Genomic DNA, 18,224 nt, shown 5'->3' on the forward strand with positions numbered 1-18,224 from the left:
GACGGGTTGTCAGAAGACAGGAATGCCCGCTCGCAGGGCGAGCGGGCGCAGGTATTCTAGTGATATGTGCCGCGACTGGCAAGGCGCGGGCGCGTCAGCCGCCCTGGCGCTGGCGCACCGCCTCGAACAGGCAGACCCCGGTGGCCACCGAGACGTTGAGGCTGGAGACGCTGCCGGCCATGGGCAGCTTGACCAGGGTGTCGCAGGCCTCGCGGGTCAGCCGGCGCATGCCCTTGCCCTCGGCGCCCATCACCAGGGCCGTGGGGCCGGTGAAGTCGGCCTCGAAGAGGCTCGCCTCGGCCTCGCCGGCGGTACCGGTGATCCACACCCCCAGCTCCTTCATCCGGGCCAGGGTCCGCGCCAGGTTGGTGACCTGGTAGACCGGCACGCTCTCGGCCGCCCCGCAGGCGACCTTGCGCACCGTGGCATTGAGCGGCGCCGCCTTGTCCTTGGGCACGATGACGCCGTGGACCCCGGCGGCATCGGCGCTGCGCAGGCAGGCGCCGAAGTTGTGCACGTCGGTGACGCCGTCGAGCACCAGCAGCAGCGGCGGCGCCGCGTGGGGCCAGCCCTCGAGCCTGAGCCACAGCGACGCCTCACCCTCGAAGGCGAGCGGCGTGGCGAAGGCGATGATGCCCTGGTGGGCGGCGCCCTGGGCGAGGCGGTCGAGCTCGTCACGGGGGCGCGACTGCAGGCGCGCGCCCCCCTCCCGCGCGGCCTCGACCAGCTCGGCCAGGCGGGCGCCGGCGCTGCCCTCCTGCACCCAGACCTCGCGGGGCGTCTCGCCGCGGTCGAGCAGCGCCCGCACCGCGTGCACGCCGAACACGGCCTCGAGCCCGCCGGGGGTCGAGGGTGCCCGGCGCGGGGCGCCGCGCCCCGCGCGCGGCTTCCTCTGCCCTGCCGCCATCAGCCGCGACCCTTCGAGCGCCGCGGGCCGCGACGCCGCCGGCCGCCCTTGCCCGACTTGTCATCGGCCTTGCCGCCCTTGTCGGCGCCACCGCCGCCCGACCCGCCGCCGCGGGACTTGCGCGGCTGGCGCTTGGGACGCGGCTTCTCGTCGGCCAGCTCGAAGTCGATCTTGCGCTCGTCCAGGTCAACCCGAGCCACCTGAACGGAGACGCCGTCGCCCAGGCGATAGCTGATGCCGCTGCGCTCACCCTTGAGGCGATGCTTCTCGGGCTCGTAGTGGTAGTAGTCCGAGGGCAGCGAGGTGACGTGCACCAGGCCCTCGACGTAGACCTCGTCGAGGCGCACGAAGATGCCGAACTGGGTCACCGAGGCGATGCTGCCGTCGTAGACCTCGCCGAGCTTGTCGGACATGAACTCGCACTTGAGCCAGTCCTCCACGTCGCGGGTGGCGTCATCGGCGCGGCGCTCGGTCATCGAGCAGTGCTCGCCGAGCTCGAGCATCTGCTCGAAGGTGTAGGGCGCCCACTTGCTCGGCGGCTCGACCGCGGCGCCCTCGGCGCGCAGCACGGTGTTGGTCTGGCGCGGCCCGCGGATCACCGAGCGGATGGCGCGGTGGACCAGCAGGTCCGGATAGCGGCGAATCGGCGAGGTGAAGTGCGCGTAGGCCGGATAGGCCAGGCCGAAGTGGCCGTCGTTCTGCGGCGAGTAGACCGCGCGGCTCATCGAGCGCAGCATCACGGTCTGGATCACGTCGGCGTCGTCGCGCCCCTTGATCGCCTCGGCCAGGTCGCGATAGTCCTGCGGGCTCGGGTCGTCGCCGCCGCCGAGCGACAGGCCCAGCTCGTTGAGGAACAGGCGCAGCTTGTCGAGCCGCTCCGGCGAGGGCTTCTCGTGGATGCGATAGAGCGCCGGCAGGTCGTGCTTGTCGAGGAAGCGCGCGGTGGCGACGTTGGCCGCCAGCATGCACTCCTCGATGATCTTGTGGGCGTCGTTGCGGCTGCGCGGCACGATCTTCTCGATCTTGCGCTCGTCGTTGAAGACGATCGCCGTCTCGGTGGTCTCGAAGTCGATGGCCCCGCGCTCCACGCGGGCCTCGCGCAGCAGCCGGTAGAGCGAATGCAGGTTCTTGAGCGACGGCACCAGCTCGCTGTACTCCTCGCGCAGCGCCTCGCCCTGCTCGCCCTCGTCGTCGAGGATGGAGGCGACCTTGTTGTAGGTCAGGCGCGCGTGGGACTGGAACACCGCCTCGTAGAAGCGGTAGCGGCTGATAGCGCCGCTCTGGGAGATGTTCATCTCGCAGACCAGCGCCAGGCGATCGACGGCCGGGTTCAGCGAGCAGAGCCCGTTGGAGAGCAGCTCCGGCAGCATCGGCACCACCTGCCCCGGGAAGTAGACCGAGTTGCCGCGGGTGATCGCCTCCTGGTCCAGGGCGCTGCCCGGACGCACGTAGTGGGAGACGTCGGCGATGGCCACCAGCAGCTTCCAGCTGCCGGACTTGGTCTTCCAGGCGCAGACGGCGTCGTCGAAGTCCTTGGCCGTCTCGTCATCGATGGTCACCAGCGGCACGTGACGCAGGTCGATGCGGTTGGACTTGTCGGCCTCGGCGACCTCGCTGGACATGCCGGCGATCTGGTCGTGGACCTCGGGCGGGAACTCGGCGGGAATCTCGTAGCTGCGGATGGCGATGTCGATCTCCATCCCCGGGTCCATGCGCTCGCCGAGCACCTCGATCACCTCGCCCACCGGCTGCACCCGGGTCTCGGGCTGCTGGGTGATCTTGGCGGAGATCACCTGGCCGTCCTGGGCGCCACCACAGGCGCTGTGGGGAATGATGATCTCCTGGGTGATGCGCGAGTTCTCGGGGATCAGCACGCCAAACTCTGGCGTGTTGGCCCGGTAGACGCCGACGATCTCCTGGGTGTTGCGCGCCAGCACCTCGACGATGGTGGCCTCGTCACGCCCGCGGCGGTCGCGTCCGCTGATGCGCACCAGCACGTGGTCGCCGTGGAAGACGCGCCGCATCTGCCGCGGCGGCATGACCAGATCCGGTTTCTTGCCGTCGTCGCGCAGCAGGAAGCCGAAGCCGTCGCGGTGCCCCAGCACCTTGCCCTTGATCAGGTCGAGCTTGTCGATCAGCGCATAGGCGTTGCGCCGGTTGCGCAGCACCTGACCATCGCGCTCCATCGCCGCGAGGCGACGCCGCACCGCCTCCTGGAGATCCTCGTCCTCGAGACCCAGCTGCTGGCTCATCGCCTCGTGGGTCATCGGCTTGCCGGCCTCCTCGAGGCGCGCCAACAGGTATTCTCGGCTGGGGGCAGGCTTGTCGTACTTGTGGGCTTCGCGTTTCGCGTGCGGATCGTCGCTGAGCGTCCAGTGGGTCATGCGGAGGGCATCCTTGGCGGCATGGTGAGCAGCGTGATCGAAAGGGCGCGAGGACGGCGTCCGGCGCGTGGCATCTGGCGTGTCGAGTCGTTTGTCATGCGCGCAGTATAGCGCCGGCGCCCCCATCACCCAACCATGGCGGCGCCACGAACCCTCGGCCGACAACAAAAAAACCGCCTTTTTCATCGCCCGGGCGCTTGCATCGCCGAACGAATCCGGTACCATACGCCTCGCCTGCCCAGATGGCGGAATTGGTAGACGCGCTAGCTTCAGGTGCTAGTGTCCTTACGGACGTGGAGGTTCAAGTCCTCTTCTGGGCACCATCGATACCCTGTCGATCATCGACCGGATATCCGGGAGTTCGCTCCCACGCTCTTTGTCAGCTCGAGTCGCACGTGTTCGCCCAGGTGGCGGAATTGGTAGACGCGCTAGCTTCAGGTGCTAGTGTCCTTACGGACGTGGAGGTTCAAGTCCTCTCCTGGGCACCATCGCTCACGCGATGCGCCCGAACACGACGACCGCATGATGCGCCCAGGTGGCGGAATTGGTAGACGCGCTAGCTTCAGGTGCTAGTATCCTTACGGATGTGGAGGTTCAAGTCCTCTCCTGGGCACCACTACTCGCGTCATGCAGACGAGCCTTACATCGATGCCCCATATATGAAGAAACCGCGACACTGGATCGCGGTTTTTTTGTGCCTGGCGTTTGCCGGCCGCCCCACCCTGTCGCTCGCCCGGCGCCCGGACCGTCGCTCGCTCAGAAGCGCCCGGGCAGCCGGGCCACCGCCTCGAGCCCCCAGCCGGCGGTGTCGACCCGCCCCTCCAGGGCCTCGGCGGCCGCCGGCGCGAGCCGCGGCAGGAAGTCCAGGCCGGTGCGCGCCTCCACCTCGTCGATGCTCACCAGGAAGTCGTCCAGCGGCTCATTCCCGGCGACCCGCTGCGGCATGATGAAGGCCAGCACCCGGGGCTCATCGCCCGGCACCACCAGGATCTTGTAGAAGGCCTCGGGCACCTCGACCAGCCCGACCCGGTTGAGCACGTTGTCCTGGAAGCGCGCGGGGAAGATCGGCCCGGTGATCACCTGCAGGGCGGCGAAGCGCGGCACGAAGTGATCCATCACCACCTCCTCGAGCCGCTGCCAGAGCCGGCGATTGAGCTCGGGCCGCTGGGGCGACATGTTGCTCATCAGGAAGGTATCGCGCTGCGCCCGGCTGCCGTGGACCGCCGCGATGGCATAGTTGGGCGCGAGATGGCCGCGGTCGTAGCCGCTGCCGAAGTAGCTCTCCGGGTCGATCGGCCACAGCGCCCGCCAGTCGCGGCGAAAGCCGGGGCGCGGCCCGGCGGCGGGATCCTCGACCCGGCGCAGCCGGTAGCTGACCCACAGCGGGTTGACGCGCACGTCGGACCAGCCCACCAGGAAGCCGTCGTTGCGCAGCACGCGATGGAAGGTCAGCGGGGTGAGCGCCTGCCAGGTGGTGACGCCCTGCCAGCTCAACCCGTCGCGAAGCTCACGCTCCTGGAAGTGCCAGAGCCCCGAGGCGACAGCCAGGAACAGCGCCGTGATGCCGAGGCGACGGACCCGCCGGCCGAAGCGACCGGCGGCGCGCCCTCGCCTAGCCGCCATGCTCGCTCCGCCCCCGCGCGTTCACGCCATGCCCGACGCTCACCAGACCGTTCACCACCCCAGGGAGAACATGGTCTCGAGGTCGTGGCGGGAGTGCACCTGCATGGCGTTGAGGGTCTCGGTGTCGCGGATGCCCTCGACGGCATTGAGCCGCCCGGTGACCAGTTCCGCCAGGCTCTCGAAGTCGCGGGTGCGCGCAATGGCCACCAGGTCGTAGCGACCGCAGGTGGAGTAGACCTCGCTGATCCCTTCCACGTCGGCCAGCCGCTCGGCCACGGCCTTGACCTGCCCCTTCTCGGCATTGATCAGAATCACCGCATTCTGCATCGCCCTTACTCCCTGCTCGAGGCGCTGTCGCGCGCCTGGGTTCCGTTCGGCCAGAGGCCGCTGGCGCGAGTATAGCAGCGCCGGTGCGGGCGCTGCATCGCCGCCGGCCCGCCCCTCGGCATGCGCTTGCGCCCGGCCGCGCGACGGATTGCCGCACTGGCCACGCACGATTCGCGATGCCTCATTCAGTTGACTACCATGGGACGGACGAACTCCACCGGCAAACGTTGGTCGGAACAGGGGTGGCGCCGGGCGCCACCGTCGCGCCAGACGCGACACCCAGGGCCCGACGCCACGGCTCGGGTCGCATGACACCCGACAGCAAGACCAACAACAGAGAGCGCTCGCCCACAAGAGCGCGCAAGAGCGAGGGCACCAAGCATGCCCCGCCACGATTCGTCCCTACCGTGATGACAAGGAGAGACCATGGCCGACCGCAATCGTCGTGACTTCATGCGTAACAGCCTGCTGGGCCTCGCCGCCCTGCCCCTCGGTGCCGGCATCCTGTCGAAGCGCGCCTTCGCCCAGGACCTGCCTCCCCTGGACCCGAACGCCGAGCAGGCCAAGGCCCTGAACTACGTCAAGGTGGCCAGCGAGGCCAGCGACCATCCCGCCTACGAGGAAGGCGAGGAGTGCCAGAACTGCATGTTCTATCAGGCGGACAGCCAGGGCTGCCAGCTGTTCCCCCAGAACAGCGTCGAGCCCGGCGGCTGGTGCCAGTCCTGGACGGCCCAGGCCTGATTCGCGTCGCTCGCCGACAGCCAAGACCCGCGCCACGGCGCGGGTCTTTTCGTTTCGCGACCCCTCGCCTGGGGACGGCTTGCGGCGGGCGCTGGACAGATCGCGGCGCCGCGTTTTTGCGCCGCGCCTCGAACCGTCACTCGCGGCGCTCCTCCTCGGCCAGGGGCCAGTGATAGCGGCGCACCACCTCGTCGTTCTCCACCGACTCCAGCCGCACCGGGAAGCCCCACAGCTGGTGGAGGTGGCGGATGACCGGATAGACACTGCGCGCCAGCGGCCGGCGACCGTCCTGGACGTGGCGCAGGGTCAGGGAGCGGTCGCCGCGGATATCCGCCGCGTAGACCTGGATATTGGGCTCGCGCACGGCCAGGGCGTACTGGGTGGCCAGGGAGTCGCGGATGCGCCGATAGCCGCGCTCATCGTGGATCGCCGCCACCTCGAGCATCTCCTCCTGATCGTCGTCGACCACCATGAACAGCTTGAGGTCGCGCATCACCTTGGGCGAGAGGAACTGCTGGATGAACGACTCGTCCTTGAAGTTGCGCATCGCGAACTCCAGGGTCTCGCGCCAGTCGCTGCCGGCGGTATCGGGGAACCACTCGCGATCCTCCTGGGTCGGGGCCTCGCAGATGCGCTTCAGGTCGGTGAAGATGGCGAAGCCCAAGGCGTAGGGGTTGATGCCGCTGAAGTAGGGGCTGTCGAAGGCGGGCTGCTGCACCACCGAGGTGTGGGACTGCAGGAACTCCAGCATCAACCCCTCGTCCACCAGCCCCTCCTCATAGAGCCGATTCATCAGGGTGTAGTGCCAGAAGCAGGCCCAACCCTCGTTCATCACCTGGGTCTGGCGCTGGGGATAGAAGTACTGCGCCAGCTTGCGCACGATGCGCACCACCTCGCGCTGCCAGGGCGCCAGCAGCGGGGCGTTCTTCTCGATGAAGTAGAGCAGGTTCTCCTGGGGCTCCGGGGGATAGCGCCCGCCCTCGTGCAGGCCCAGCGGGTCCTCCTGGTCGACCAGGCCGGGCAGCGCATCCTCGCGCAGCGGCCCGGGAATGGTCCGCCAAAGCATGTTGACCTGAGCCTGGAGGTGCGCCTCGCGCTCCGCCTGGCGGCGCGACTCCTCCGCCGCGGAGATCGGCGAGGGGCGCTTGTAGCGATCGACCCCGTAGTTCTGCAGGGCGTGGCAGGCATCCAGCAGCTGCTCCACCGCCTCCACGCCGTGGCGCTCCTCGCACTCGCCGATGTACTTCCGGGCGAACACCAGGTAGTCGACGATGGAGGAGGCATCCGTCCAGGTGCGGAACAGGTAGTTGCCCTTGAAGAAGGAGTTGTGGCCATAGCAGGCGTGGGCCATGACCAGCACCTGCATCATCAGGGTGTTCTCCTCCATCAGGTAGGCGATGCAGGGATCGGAGTTGATGACGAGCTCGTAGGCGAGCCCCATCTGGCCGCGGCGATAGGCCTGCTCCACGGCCAGGAACTGCTTGCCGAAGGACCAGTGGTGGTAGCCCACCGGCATGCCCACGCTGGCATAGGCGTCCATCATCTGCTCGGTGGTGATGACCTCGATCTGGTTGGGGTAGGTGTCCAGGCGATACTCGTCGGCCAGGCGGGCGATCTCGCGCTCGAAGGCGTCGAGGATCTCGAAGTTCCAGTCGGAGCCGGTGGCGATGGGCTGACGTCGGGTCATGCTGCCTCCTCAGGCCGCCTCAGAAGGCGACTCGGCGCTTGAACAGCTCGCGGAAGACCGGGTAGATGTCGCCGGCCTCGACGATCTGGCGCATGGCGAAGCGCGTGTCGTACTCGGCCTCCACGCGCTCGTACTCCTCCCACAGCGCCTGGTGGGCATGGGGCGTGATCTCCACGTAGGTGAAGTACTGCAGCCGCGGCATCAGGCGCTCGACCAGCAGCTTGCGGCAGGCGACGGAGTCATCGTCCCAGTTGTCGCCGTCCGAGGCCTGGGCCACGTAGAGGTTCCACTGCCCGGCGGGATAGCGCGCCTCGATGATCTCGTCGACCAGGGTCAGGGCGCTGGAGACGATGGTGCCGCCGGTCTCCCGGGAGTAGAAGAACTCCTCCTCGTCGACCTCCTTGGCCGCGGTGTGGTGGCGCACGAAGACCAGCTCGACCTTCTCGTAGTTGCGCTCCAGGAAGAGGTAGAGCAGCAGGAAGAAACGCTTGGCGATGTCCTTGTGGGCCTGGGTCATGGAGCCCGAGACATCCATCACGCAGAACATCACCGCCTTGCTCGACGGCTGGGGCTGGTCGATCAGGTTGTTGTAGCGCAGGTCGTAGGTGTCGATGAAGGGCACCGCCTCGAGGCGCTTCTCCAGTCGCTCGACCTCCGCCTTGAGCTCGGCGATACGGGCCGGATTGCGCAGCACCGGATCCTTGCGCTCCTCCTCGGCCAGCGCCGCCTGGGCCTCGCGCAGGGCGCGGCGGATCGGCGCGCGCATGGCGATGCGTCGCGCCTGGGCCTCGCGCATGGAGCGCACGATGTTGATGCGCGCCGGGGTGCCGTCCCGGGAGACCCCCGCCCGCACCTGGCGCACCTCGTCGAGGTCCACCAGGTTCTTGCGCTCCAGGTGGGGCAGCTCGAGGCCGTCGAAGACGAAGTCGAGGAACTCCTCCCGCGACAGGCTGAAGGCGAACTCATCCATGCCCTCGCCCTGGTTGGAGGCGCCGCCCTCCCCGGCGCCATCGCCGCCCCCGCCGCCACCGGGGCGCCGCAGCCGGTCGCCCTCGACGAACTCCTTGTTGCCGGGGGCGACGATGGCGCGCTTGCCCCCCGGGCCGTGCTGGAAGACCGGCTCGGAGATGTCCCGCGCCGGGATCGAGACCTTCTCGCCCCGCTCCATGTCGGTGATCGAGCGGCGGTTCACCGCCTCCTCGACCGACCGCTTGATATGGGTGCGGTAGCGGTCGAGGAAGCGCTGGCGGTTCACCGCGCTCTTGTGCTTGGCATTGGCTCGTCGATCGATGAAATAGGTCATGGCGACCTCCTCGCCCTACTGCGACTTGCGCACCCGCAGGTACCACTCGGAGAGCAGTCGCACCTGCTTCTCGGTGTAGCCGCGGTCGACCATCCGCGCCACGAAGTCCTCGTGCTTCTTCTGGTCCGAGGTCGAGGCCTTGGCGTTGAAGGAGATCACCGGCAACAGCTCCTCGGTGTTGGCGAACATCTTGTGCTCGATCACGCCCCGGAGCTTCTCGTAGGACTGCCAGCTCGGGTTCATGCCGTTGTTCTGGGCCCGGGCCCGCAGCACGAAGTTGACCACCTCGTGACGGAAGTCCTTGGGGTTGGAGATGCCGGCCGGCTTCTCGATCTTCTCCAGCTCCTCGTTGAGGGCCTGACGGTCGAGGAACTCGCCGGTCTCGGGATCGCGATACTCCTGATCCTGGATCCAGAAGTCGGCGTAGGTGACGTAGCGGTCGAAGATGTTCTGGCCGTACTCCGAGTAGGACTCGAGGTAGGCGGTCTGGATCTCCTTGCCGATGAAGTCGACGTAGCGCGGCGCCAGGAACTCCTTGATGAAGCGCAGGTAGCGCTCGAAGGTCTCCTTGGGCAGCTGCTCCTGCTCGAGGCGCTGCTCGAGCACGTAGAGCAGGTGCACCGGGTTGGCCGCCACCTCGTGGTTGTCGAAGTTGAACACCTTGGAGAGGATCTTGAAGGCGAAGCGCGTCGAGAGCCCCTCCATCCCCTCGTCGACCCCGGCGCTGTCGCGATACTCCTGGATCGACTTGGCCTTGGGATCGGTGTCCTTGAGGTTCTCGCCGTCGTAGACCCGCATCTTGGAGTAGATGCTCGAGTTCTCGGGCTCCTTGAGCCGCGACAGCACCGAGAACTGCGCCAGCATCCGCAGGGTGTCCGGCGCGCAGGGAGCCGCGTTGAGCGAGGAGTGCTCGAGCAGCTTCTTGTAGATGTTGATCTCCTCGGTGACCCGCAGGCAGTAGGGCACCTTGACGATGTAGACGCGGTCGAGGAAGGCCTCGTTGTTGCGGTTGTTGCGGAAGGTCTGCCACTCGCTCTCGTTGGAGTGCGCCAGCACCACCCCGTCGAAGGGGATCGCGCCCATGCCTTCGGTCGGGTTGTAGTTGCCCTCCTGGGTCGCCGTCAGCAGCGGATGCAGCACCTTGATCGGCGCCTTGAACATCTCGACGAACTCCATCAGCCCCTGGTTGGCGCGGCACAGCCCGCCGGAGAAGCTGTAGGCGTCCGGATCGTCCTGGGAGTAGAGCTCGAGCTGGCGGATGTCCACCTTGCCGACCAGCGAGGAGATGTCCTGGTTGTTCTCGTCGCCGGGCTCGGTCTTGGAGATGGCGATCTGGTTGAGCCGCGAGGGGTAGAGGCGCACTACCCGGAACTGCGAGATGTCGCCGCCGTTCTCCTTGAGCCGCTTGGCGGCCCAGGGCGACATCACGCTCCTCAGGTAGCGCCTGGGAATGCCGTACTCCTTCTCCAGCAGCTCGCCGTCCTCCTCGGGCGAGAACAGCCCCAGCGGCGATTCATAGACCGGGGAGTCCTTGATGGCATAGAAGGGCACCTTCTCCATCAGCAGCTTTAGGCGCTCGGCCAGCGACGACTTGCCGCCGCCCACCGGCCCCAGCAGGTAGAGGATCTGCTTGCGCTCCTCGAGCCCTTGGGCGGCGTGGCGGAAGTAGGCGACGATCTGCTCGATGGCCTCCTCCATGCCGTAGAACTCGGCGAAGGCCGGATAGCGGCGGATCACCTTGTTGGAGAAGATCCGCGACAGTCGCGGATCCTTGGCGGTGTCGATCACCTCCGGTGCGCCGATGGCCTCCAGCATCCGCTCGGCGGCAGTGGCGTAGGCCACCGGTTCTCGGCGACAGAGTTCCAGATACTCCTGCAGGCTCATCTCTTCCTGCTGGACGCGAGAGAAGCGGTTCTGCACATGGTCGAAGATGCTCATCGATGCCTCCTTAAAGCCCGAATCCCCGGCCACGCCGACGTGGTGATGACAAGCCGGGATGGGGTCTCTTCAGCGTAGACAGCATCAGCGGATAACGGATTAGCCCACCAATCAACGCTCCCGAGCCCTCAACACTGAGAGCCCGGGAACGTCCGTCGGTTCAGGATGATCGTCGGGAGATTAAACGCTGCAAGGACGCTGACCGCCGGCGAGACCGGCGGTCAGCGGGCAGGGAGCGGCGTGGTGGCGGCGATGCCGGGCGCGCCCTCACGGCCGGCCCGGGCCGCCTCAGAGCGCTGCGGCCAGGCGGGTGCCCTGGGCGATGGCCCGCCGGGCGTCGAGCTCGGCGGCCTCGTCGGCGCCGCCGATCAGGTGCACGGCCACCCCGGCCGCGCGCAGCGGCTCAAGCAGCTCCCGCACCGGCTCCTGGCCGGCACACACCACCACGGTGTCGACCTCGAGCCAGCGCGGCTCGCCCGCGACGCGCAGCGCCAGGCCGTCGTCGTCGATGCCGAGGTACTCGCAGTCGGCGATCGCCTCGACCCCGCGGTGGCGAAGCGAGGCGCGATGCACCCAGCCGGTGGTCTTGCCGAGCCCCTTGCCGGGCCGCGAGGCGCGGCGCTGCAGGAGATAGACCCGACGCGGGGTCGCGGGCGGGCGCGGCGCCTTGAGCCCGCCGCGCTCCGACAGGGCCAGGTCGACGCCCCACTCGTCGCACCAGGCCGAGACGTCCTGGGCACCCTCGCCGGCGTGGGTCAGGAGCTCCGCCACGTCGAAGCCGATGCCGCCGGCGCCGATGATCGCGACCCGCGCGCCGACCCGCTCGGGCCGGGTGATCGCCTCGGGATAGCTCATCACCATGGCATGCTCGATGCCCGGCAGCGAGAGGCGCCGGGGGCGCACGCCGGTGGCCAGCACCACCGCGTCGAAGGCCTGAAGCGCCTCGACGCCCGTCTCGGCATTGAGCCGCACCTCGACGCCGTGCCGGTCGAGCATCGTCCGGTAGTAGCGCAGGGTCTCGTCGAACTCCTCCTTGCCGGGGATGCGCCGCGCGTAGTTGAACTGGCCGCCGAGCTCGTCGGCCCGCTCGAAGAGGGTCACCGCATGGCCCCGCTCCGCGGCGGTCACGGCCGCGGCGAGGCCCGCCGGGCCGCCGCCCACCACGGCGACGCGCCGCGCGCGCTCGGCCGGCGTGATGATAAGCTCAGTCTCATGGCAGGCGCGGGGATTGACCAGGCAGGAGGTGAGCCGCCCCAGGAAGACCTGGTCCAGGCAGGCCTGGTTGCAGGCGATACAGGTGTTGATCTCGTCGTCGCGCCCGGCGGCGGCCTTGCTCACCCAGGCCGGGTCGGCGAGGAAGGGGCGCGCCATGGAGACCATGTCGGCATGCCCCTCGGCCAGCACTCGCTCGGCCACCTCGGGCATGTTGATGCGGTTGGTGGTGATCAGCGGAACCGACAGCTCCGCCTTCATCCGCCGGGTCACCTCGGTGAAGGCGGCGCGCGGCACGCTGGTGACGATGGTCGGCACCCGCGCCTCGTGCCAGCCGATGCCGGTATTGATCAGGTCGGCGCCGGCGGCCTCGATGGCGCGCCCCAGGGCCAGGACCTCGTCGCGGCTGCTGCCCTCCTCCACCAGGTCGATCATCGACAGGCGGAAGATGACGAGAAACCGATCACCCACCGCCTCGCGGATGCGCCGTACGATCTCCACGGGAAAGCGCAGACGATTCTCGACGCTGCCGCCCCAGGCGTCGTCGCGGCGGTTGGTGCGCGGACAGATGAACTGGTTGATGAGGTAGCCCTCGGAGCCCATCACCTCGACCCCGTCGTAGCCGGCCTGCTGCGCCAGGGTCGCGCAGCGCACGTAGGCCTCGATGCGCGCCTCGACCTCCTCGGCGGTGAGCTCGCGGGGCATGAAGGGAGTGATCGGCGACTGGATCGCCGACGGCGCCACCAGCTCCGGGGTATAGGCGTAGCGACCGGCATGAAGGATCTGCAGGCAGATGCGCCCGCCGGCCTCGTGCACGCCCTCGACCACGCGACGGTGGTCCGCCACCTGCTCGGGGCGCTCGAGGGTCGCGGCGCCCTGGAAGACGGCGCCCTCGGCGAGGGGTGCGATGCCGCCGCTGACGATCAGCCCCACCCCCTCCCGGGCCCGCTCGGCGTAGAAGGCCGCCAAGCGCTCGAAGCCGCCGGGGGCCTCCTCGAGGTTGGTGTGCATCGAGCCCATCAGCACCCGGTTGGGAAGCGTCAGGTGGCCGACCTTCAGGGGACGGAACAGCTGGGGGTAGGCACTCACGGTGGGATCCTCATGGTCGGGACGGCGACATTTTCAAACAACTGTATGATAGTCGCACCGCAGGACGCAAAGCCTCATCGCCGGCACGGGCGAAAAAGGAGGGGAGAGGCCTGGGAGGATAAGCCGGGAAGGACGGGGTCCCGGAAACGAAACAGCCCCGAGATCGCGAGGATCTCGGGGCTGACGAATTCGTGTGCAGTGGCGGACCGGACGGGACTCGAACCCGCGACCTCCGGCGTGACAGGCCGGCATTCTAACCAACTGAACTACCGGTCCGCGTGGTGGGTGATACCGGACTCGAACCAGTGACCCCCAGCATGTGAGGCTGGTGCTCTAACCAACTGAGCTAATCACCCACGCGATACTGCAACTTTTGCTACTGCTGTCCCATGCCATCGTGGCGGACCGGACGGGACTCGAACCCGCGACCTCCGGCGTGACAGGCCGGCATTCTAACCAACTGAACTACCGGTCCGCAAGACGACTTGCGACGAAGAAGATGTTGGCGGACCGGACGGGACTCGAACCCGCGACCTCCGGCGTGACAGGCCGGCATTCTAACCAACTGAACTACCGGTCCGCTGCTATCTTCTACTACGTGACCCGATCATTGCCGGGGCAATGGTGGGTGGTACAGGGTTCGAACCTGTGACCCCCAGCTTGTAAGGCTGGTGCTCTCCCAGCTGAGCTAACCACCCCCGGTCACGTGGCGCTGCATTCTACAGGGGACCCGATCAATGTCAACGCTTTTTGCGCTGTCATCGTGAACCTTTTTGCGCGGCAGAATCGCCGTCCTTTCATCCACTTGGCCACATCGCCCGCGCCGCGCGGCTTTCAGGAGGATTCGCTCATGAAGGCGGCGATCGCCGCGGCCCCCTCGTCGATCAGCGCCGCCTGGTCGCGCCCGGTGGCGCGCCTGGGGATCCAGTCATGATCGCCCTCCTCGAGCCAGTGCACCCTGGCCACCTCGGGCAGCGCATAGCCGTCCACCTGCTCGCGGGTACCGAAGGGGTCGCGACTGCCCTGCACCACCAGGGTCGGACAGGCGAGCGAGGGCCAGTGAGCGAGACGCAGCCGCTCCGGCTTGCCGGGGGGATGGAAGGGGTAGCCGCACAGCACAAGTCCCGCGGGGGATGTCCGCTGAGGGGCCTGCGCCGCCAGCATGCTGGCCACGCGGCCGCCCATGGACTTGCCTCCCCACCAGGGTGGCGGAAGGTCGCGGTGCGACACGCTGTCGCACCACAGGGACAGTTCATCGACCAGGCGCTCGACCCTGGGAGGGGGGCGACGGCGCCCTTCGCGGCGCATCGTCTGCAGGTATTCGAACTCGAAGGCCAGGGTCTGCACGCCGAGCGAGGCGAGGGCCTCGCGCAACCGTTGCATAAAGGTTGAATCCTGACCGGCACCGGCTCCGTGGCCGATAAGCAGCCGTCCAAGACGGCCTTCGCCGCGCACTTCCAGCGGGCCAAGGCCCTCGATATTCCAGCATCCCTGCTCGCCATCGAGCAGTCGTCGGGTCAGGGAAGCGCGGTCGATTGACGGCAAATCCCGACAAAAACAGTCCGACAATTTAGGCCTCCTTGAGTTCATAAATCAACACATTGGCGTGTTCAGCTTGCCGGACGCCTGCGCTAGAATCACCTTTGGTTAAAGACCTGCATCATCCTGCGGAGGTCCCCCCGAGGCAGAATGCCGCGGGACACCCCCAAACCGCGTTCGATGGGAACCTGACATGAGCACAGCATTTGAACACCCGACCTACAACTACAAGGTAGTTCGGCAGTTCGCGATCATGACGGTGGTGTGGGGCATCGTGGGCATGGCCCTCGGTGTCGTCCTCGCCTCGCAGCTGGTATGGCCGGAACTGAACCTGGGACTGCCGTGGACGAGCTTCGGCCGCCTGCGCCCCCTGCACACCAACGCCGTGATCTTCGCCTTCGGCGGCTCGGCGCTCTTCGCCACCTCCTACTACGTCGTGCAGCGAACCTGCCAGGTGCGACTGTTCTCCGACAAGCTGGCCGCCTTCACCTTCTGGGGCTGGCAGGCGGTGATCCTCTCCGCGGTGGTCACCCTGCCGCTGGGCCTGACCAGCACCAAGGAGTACGCCGAGCTCGAGTGGCCGATCGACATCCTGCTGGCCGTGGTCTGGATCAGCTATGCCATCGTCTTCCTGGGGACCATCAAACTGCGCAAGACCTCCCACATCTACGTGGCGAACTGGTTCTTCGCGGCCTTCATCATCACCGTGGCGGTGCTGCACATCGTCAACAGCGCCTCGATCCCGGTGACCTCGACCTTCTCGGTCTCCATCTACTCGGGCGCCATCGATGCGATGACCCAGTGGTGGTACGGCCACAACGCGGTGGGCTTCTTCCTGACCGCCGGCTTCCTGGGGATGATGTACTACTTCGTGCCCAAGCAGGCCGAGCGTCCGGTCTACTCCTATCGTCTCTCCATCGTCCACTTCTGGGCGCTGATCATGGTCTACATGTGGGCCGGCCCGCACCACCTGCACTACACCGCGCTGCCCAACTGGACCCAGTCACTCGGCATGGTGCTCTCGATCATCCTGCTGGCGCCCTCCTGGGGCGGCATGATCAACGGCATGATGACCCTCTCCGGCGCCTGGCATAAGCTGCGCACCGACCCGACCCTGCGTTTCCTGGTGGTGGCCCTCTCCTTCTACGGCATGTCCACCTTCGAGGGGCCGATGATGGCGGTGAAGACCGTCAACGCGCTCTCCCACTACACCGACTGGACCATCGGTCACGTTCACGCCGGCGCCCTGGGCTGGGTGGCGATGATCACCATCGGCTCCATGTACCACCTGATCCCGCGCCTGTTCGGCCGCACCGAGATGCACTCGGTGGGGATGATCGCCGTGCACTTCTGGCTGGCCACCATCGGCACCGTGCTCTACATCGCCGCCATGTGGGTCAACGGTATCCTGCAGGGCCTGATGTGGCGCGCCGTGAACCCCGACGGCACCCTGATGTACACCTTCGTCGAGTCCGTCGAGGCCAGCGGCCCGGGCTACATCGTGCGTCTGATCGGTGGCCTGTGCTGGGTGGCCGGCATGCTGATCATGGCCTTCAACGTGTACATGACCGTGCGGCGCGGTGAAGGCGCCCGTCAGCCGATTCCGCAGACCGCCTGAGCCAACCAGGGAACGAGACACCAATGAGACACGAGATAGTCGAAAAGAACGTCGGTCTGCTCGCCGTGCTGATCCTGGTAGTGATCAGCTTCGGGGGCCTGGCGGAGATCGTGCCGCTGTTTTTCCAGAAGCAGACCACCGAGCCGGTCGAGGGCCTCGAGCCTCTCTCCCCCCTGGAGCTCGCGGGTCGCGGCGTCTACCGTCGCGAGGGCTGCGTCGGCTGCCACTCGCAGATGGTGCGCCCCTTCCGCGCCGAGACCGAGCGCTACGGTCCCTACAGCGTCGCGGGCGAACAGGTCTACGAGCACAACTTCCTGTGGGGCTCCAAGCGCACCGGGCCGGACCTGGCCCGCGTCGGCGGCCGCTACAGCGACGACTGGCACCGCGCGCACCTCTACAACCCGCGTGACGTGGTGCCGGAGTCGATCATGCCGGCCTACCCGTGGCTGTTCGAGAACACGCTGAGCGGCGAGCGCATCGACGACGAGATGCGCGTCATGCAGAAGCTGGGCGTCCCCTACACCGACGAGCAGATTGCCAACGCCAGCGAGGAGGTGCGCGGCGAGCGGGAGATCACCGCTCTGGTCGCCTACCTGCAGCAGCTCGGCACCGTGCTCAAGGATTCGCGCTGATCATGGATAACGGGATCGTCAACGGGGTGATCATCATCCTGCTGATCATCAGCTTCGCGGGGCTCACGATGTGGGCCTACTCGAAGCGACGCAAGCCGGATTTCGACGAGGCGGCCAACCTGCCCTTCGCCGATGAGGATGAACCGCCGCACCGTGACCAGAATGCCTCCCGAGAGGCCGATTCCCGACACGACAAGGGAGAGAGGAACACATGAACAATTTTTGGGGTGACTCCCTTTCCAGCTTCTGGAGCACCTGGATCATCGTCATCACGCTGGGGACCATCGGCATCAGCGCCTGGCTGCTCTTCGCCAACCGCAAGACCGACAAGACCCCGGACGCCGAAGGCAACGTCGACACCACGGGCCATGCCGCCGACGGGATCGAGGAGTACGACAACCCGCTGCCGCGCTGGTGGTTCCAGCTCTACGTCGGCACCGTGATCTTCTCGCTGGGCTATCTGGTCCTCTACCCGGGCCTCGGCAACTTCGCCGGCCTGCTGGGCTGGAGCCAGGAGAGCCAGTGGGAGGAGGAGGTCGCCCGCGCCGAGGAGCGCTTCGCGCCGATCTTCGCCCAGTACCAGGAGGTGCCGATCCCGGAACTCTCCCAGGACGCCGAGGCGATGCAGGTCGCCGAGCGCATCTTCCTCAACAACTGCGCGATCTGCCACGGCTCCAACGCCAAGGGCGGCTACGGCTTCCCCAACCTCACCGACGACGCCTGGCTCTACGGCGGCGCGCCGGAAAACATCGTCCAGACCCTCACCAACGGGCGTAACGGCCTGATGCCCTCCTGGCAGCAGCTGGGCAGCGAGAACATCGAGAACGTCACCCAGCACGTGCTCTCGCTCTCCGGCAACGCCGAGGATGCCGAGCGGGCCGAGCAGGGTGCCAGCGTGTTCGCCTCGGTGTGCGCCGCCTGCCACATGCCCGACGGCACAGGCAACCAGGCCCTGGGCGCGCCCAACCTGACCGACGACGCCTGGCTCTATAAAGCGCCGGACCAGTCGCTGGCCGACTCGGTGCGCCAGACCCTGCGTAACGGCCGCAACGGCCATATGCCGGCCCAGGCCGCCTACATCGGCGAGGACAAGGTGCACCTCGTCGCCGCCTACGTCTACGGCCTGAGCCGCGAGGACTGAGCCGGCGCCTGACGACGGCATGCCAAGGGTGCGGCCTCCGGTCGCACCCTTTCTCGTTATGCGGCCTCCCCGATACAATGTCG

General features: G+C 67.5%; 15 protein-coding genes and 8 tRNA genes. 9 read left to right on the plus strand and 14 right to left on the minus strand.

Going from position 1 to position 18,224, the window contains the following annotated elements; all coding sequences use genetic code 11:
* Nucleotides 1-94 precede the first annotated feature (94 nt).
* Together rlmB and rnr are read right to left on the minus strand one after the other, a co-directional pair.
* The gene (gene rlmB, locus C9F13_RS04865) at nt 95-907 is read right to left on the minus strand and encodes a 23S rRNA (guanosine(2251)-2'-O)-methyltransferase RlmB (RefSeq protein ID WP_108445067.1); all 813 of its coding nucleotides are present in this window, start codon (nt 905-907) and stop codon (nt 95-97) included.
* Nucleotides 907-3,291: a ribonuclease R gene (gene rnr, locus C9F13_RS04870; RefSeq protein ID WP_108445068.1), complete on the minus strand. Its 2,385-nt coding sequence runs from the start codon at nt 3,289-3,291 to the stop codon at nt 907-909. The genes rlmB and rnr overlap by 1 nt, the downstream gene beginning before the upstream one ends.
* A 236-nt stretch (nt 3,292-3,527) precedes the next feature.
* Between rnr and C9F13_RS04875 the strand changes: the two genes are divergently transcribed.
* The 3 genes from C9F13_RS04875 (at nt 3,528) to C9F13_RS04885 (ending at nt 3,907) form a co-directional block, all read left to right on the plus strand.
* A tRNA-Leu gene (locus C9F13_RS04875) sits at nt 3,528-3,614 on the plus strand.
* Between the two features lie 78 nt (nt 3,615-3,692).
* Nucleotides 3,693-3,779 (plus strand) — tRNA-Leu (locus C9F13_RS04880).
* Between the two features lie 41 nt (nt 3,780-3,820).
* A tRNA-Leu gene (locus C9F13_RS04885) sits at nt 3,821-3,907 on the plus strand.
* A gap of 140 nt (nt 3,908-4,047) precedes the next feature.
* Here C9F13_RS04885 and C9F13_RS04890 read toward each other — a convergent pair.
* The gene (locus C9F13_RS04890; protein WP_108445069.1) at nt 4,048-4,914 is read right to left on the minus strand and encodes a DNA/RNA non-specific endonuclease; all 867 of its coding nucleotides are present in this window, start codon (nt 4,912-4,914) and stop codon (nt 4,048-4,050) included.
* Nucleotides 4,915-4,965: 51 nt separating this feature from the next.
* On the minus strand, nt 4,966-5,241 hold the full coding sequence (locus C9F13_RS04895) for an Lrp/AsnC family transcriptional regulator (protein WP_023004511.1): 276 nt from the start codon (nt 5,239-5,241) through the stop codon (nt 4,966-4,968).
* A 426-nt stretch (nt 5,242-5,667) separates the two neighbouring features.
* Here C9F13_RS04895 and C9F13_RS04900 point away from each other — a divergent pair, with 426 nt between their 5' ends.
* Nucleotides 5,668-5,982, plus strand: coding sequence for a high-potential iron-sulfur protein (locus tag C9F13_RS04900; RefSeq protein ID WP_108445070.1), 315 nt, complete (start codon nt 5,668-5,670; stop codon nt 5,980-5,982).
* A gap of 136 nt (nt 5,983-6,118) precedes the next feature.
* On the opposite strand, the gene C9F13_RS04905 is transcribed toward C9F13_RS04900, so the two are convergent.
* The 10 genes from C9F13_RS04905 to C9F13_RS04950 all read right to left on the minus strand — a co-directional run bounded on the left by C9F13_RS04905 (nt 6,119) and on the right by C9F13_RS04950 (nt 14,594).
* Nucleotides 6,119-7,669, minus strand: a complete 1,551-nt coding sequence (locus tag C9F13_RS04905; RefSeq protein WP_108445071.1) for a SpoVR family protein — start codon at nt 7,667-7,669, stop codon at nt 6,119-6,121.
* Nucleotides 7,670-7,688: 19 nt separating this feature from the next.
* A complete protein-coding gene (locus C9F13_RS04910) occupies nt 7,689-8,972 on the minus strand; it encodes a YeaH/YhbH family protein (protein WP_108445072.1) in 1,284 nt (427 codons plus the stop codon).
* 15 nt (nt 8,973-8,987) lie between these two features.
* Entirely contained in the window at nt 8,988-10,910 is a 1,923-nt protein-coding gene (locus C9F13_RS04915; protein ID WP_108445073.1) for a PrkA family serine protein kinase, read from the minus strand.
* A gap of 288 nt (nt 10,911-11,198) precedes the next feature.
* On the minus strand, nt 11,199-13,211 hold the full coding sequence (locus tag C9F13_RS04920) for an NADPH-dependent 2,4-dienoyl-CoA reductase (RefSeq protein WP_108445074.1): 2,013 nt from the start codon (nt 13,209-13,211) through the stop codon (nt 11,199-11,201).
* A gap of 199 nt (nt 13,212-13,410) precedes the next feature.
* A tRNA-Asp gene (locus C9F13_RS04925) sits at nt 13,411-13,487 on the minus strand.
* A 3-nt stretch (nt 13,488-13,490) separates the two neighbouring features.
* Nucleotides 13,491-13,567, minus strand: a tRNA-Val gene (locus tag C9F13_RS04930).
* Between the two features lie 42 nt (nt 13,568-13,609).
* A tRNA-Asp gene (locus tag C9F13_RS04935) sits at nt 13,610-13,686 on the minus strand.
* A gap of 28 nt (nt 13,687-13,714) precedes the next feature.
* Nucleotides 13,715-13,791, minus strand: a tRNA-Asp gene (locus C9F13_RS04940).
* A gap of 42 nt (nt 13,792-13,833) precedes the next feature.
* Nucleotides 13,834-13,909: transfer RNA gene (locus tag C9F13_RS04945), tRNA-Val, on the minus strand.
* A gap of 136 nt (nt 13,910-14,045) precedes the next feature.
* Nucleotides 14,046-14,594, minus strand: a complete 549-nt coding sequence (locus tag C9F13_RS04950; RefSeq protein ID WP_245888702.1) for an alpha/beta family hydrolase — start codon at nt 14,592-14,594, stop codon at nt 14,046-14,048.
* A 30-nt stretch (nt 14,595-14,624) separates the two neighbouring features.
* Here C9F13_RS04950 and C9F13_RS17765 point away from each other — a divergent pair, with 30 nt between their 5' ends.
* The 5 genes from C9F13_RS17765 (at nt 14,625) to ccoP (ending at nt 18,141) form a co-directional block, all read left to right on the plus strand.
* Complete coding sequence (locus C9F13_RS17765) at nt 14,625-14,750, plus strand: hypothetical protein (RefSeq protein WP_281261061.1); 126 nt, start codon at nt 14,625-14,627, stop codon at nt 14,748-14,750.
* A gap of 193 nt (nt 14,751-14,943) precedes the next feature.
* Entirely contained in the window at nt 14,944-16,368 is a 1,425-nt protein-coding gene (gene ccoN / locus C9F13_RS04955; RefSeq protein WP_108445075.1) for a cytochrome-c oxidase, cbb3-type subunit I, read from the plus strand.
* 23 nt (nt 16,369-16,391) lie between these two features.
* A complete protein-coding gene (gene ccoO, locus C9F13_RS04960; RefSeq protein WP_108445076.1) occupies nt 16,392-17,000 on the plus strand; it encodes a cytochrome-c oxidase, cbb3-type subunit II in 609 nt (202 codons plus the stop codon).
* Between the two features lie 2 nt (nt 17,001-17,002).
* The gene (locus C9F13_RS04965; protein WP_108445077.1) at nt 17,003-17,215 is read left to right on the plus strand and encodes a cbb3-type cytochrome oxidase subunit 3; all 213 of its coding nucleotides are present in this window, start codon (nt 17,003-17,005) and stop codon (nt 17,213-17,215) included.
* Nucleotides 17,212-18,141, plus strand: coding sequence for a cytochrome-c oxidase, cbb3-type subunit III (gene ccoP / locus C9F13_RS04970; protein ID WP_108445078.1), 930 nt, complete (start codon nt 17,212-17,214; stop codon nt 18,139-18,141). Before C9F13_RS04965 ends, ccoP begins: the two co-directional genes overlap by 4 nt.
* Nucleotides 18,142-18,224: the final 83 nt, after the last annotated feature.

The organism is Halomonas denitrificans, from assembly GCF_003056305.1.
Taxonomy (GTDB): Bacteria; Pseudomonadota; Gammaproteobacteria; order Pseudomonadales; family Halomonadaceae; genus Halomonas; species Halomonas denitrificans.

What these genes read in the sequence shown, in the direction of transcription:
- ccoP (WP_108445078.1), top strand. Translation starts at nt 17,212, where the DNA reads ATGAACAATTTTTGGGGTGACTCCCTTTCCAGCTTCTGGAGCACCTGG.
- C9F13_RS04965 (WP_108445077.1), top strand. Translation starts at nt 17,003, where the DNA reads ATGGATAACGGGATCGTCAACGGGGTGATCATCATCCTGCTGATCATC.
- C9F13_RS04895 (WP_023004511.1), bottom strand. Translation starts at nt 5,241, where the DNA reads ATGCAGAATGCGGTGATTCTGATCAATGCCGAGAAGGGGCAGGTCAAG.
- ccoO (WP_108445076.1), top strand. Translation starts at nt 16,392, where the DNA reads ATGAGACACGAGATAGTCGAAAAGAACGTCGGTCTGCTCGCCGTGCTG.
- C9F13_RS04910 (WP_108445072.1), bottom strand. Translation starts at nt 8,972, where the DNA reads ATGACCTATTTCATCGATCGACGAGCCAATGCCAAGCACAAGAGCGCG.
- C9F13_RS04950 (WP_245888702.1), bottom strand. Translation starts at nt 14,594, where the DNA reads ATGCAACGGTTGCGCGAGGCCCTCGCCTCGCTCGGCGTGCAGACCCTG.
- C9F13_RS04900 (WP_108445070.1), top strand. Translation starts at nt 5,668, where the DNA reads ATGGCCGACCGCAATCGTCGTGACTTCATGCGTAACAGCCTGCTGGGC.
- C9F13_RS04890 (WP_108445069.1), bottom strand. Translation starts at nt 4,914, where the DNA reads ATGGCGGCTAGGCGAGGGCGCGCCGCCGGTCGCTTCGGCCGGCGGGTC.
- ccoN (WP_108445075.1), top strand. Translation starts at nt 14,944, where the DNA reads ATGAGCACAGCATTTGAACACCCGACCTACAACTACAAGGTAGTTCGG.
- C9F13_RS04915 (WP_108445073.1), bottom strand. Translation starts at nt 10,910, where the DNA reads ATGAGCATCTTCGACCATGTGCAGAACCGCTTCTCTCGCGTCCAGCAG.
- C9F13_RS04905 (WP_108445071.1), bottom strand. Translation starts at nt 7,669, where the DNA reads ATGACCCGACGTCAGCCCATCGCCACCGGCTCCGACTGGAACTTCGAG.
- rnr (WP_108445068.1), bottom strand. Translation starts at nt 3,291, where the DNA reads ATGACCCACTGGACGCTCAGCGACGATCCGCACGCGAAACGCGAAGCC.
- rlmB (WP_108445067.1), bottom strand. Translation starts at nt 907, where the DNA reads ATGGCGGCAGGGCAGAGGAAGCCGCGCGCGGGGCGCGGCGCCCCGCGC.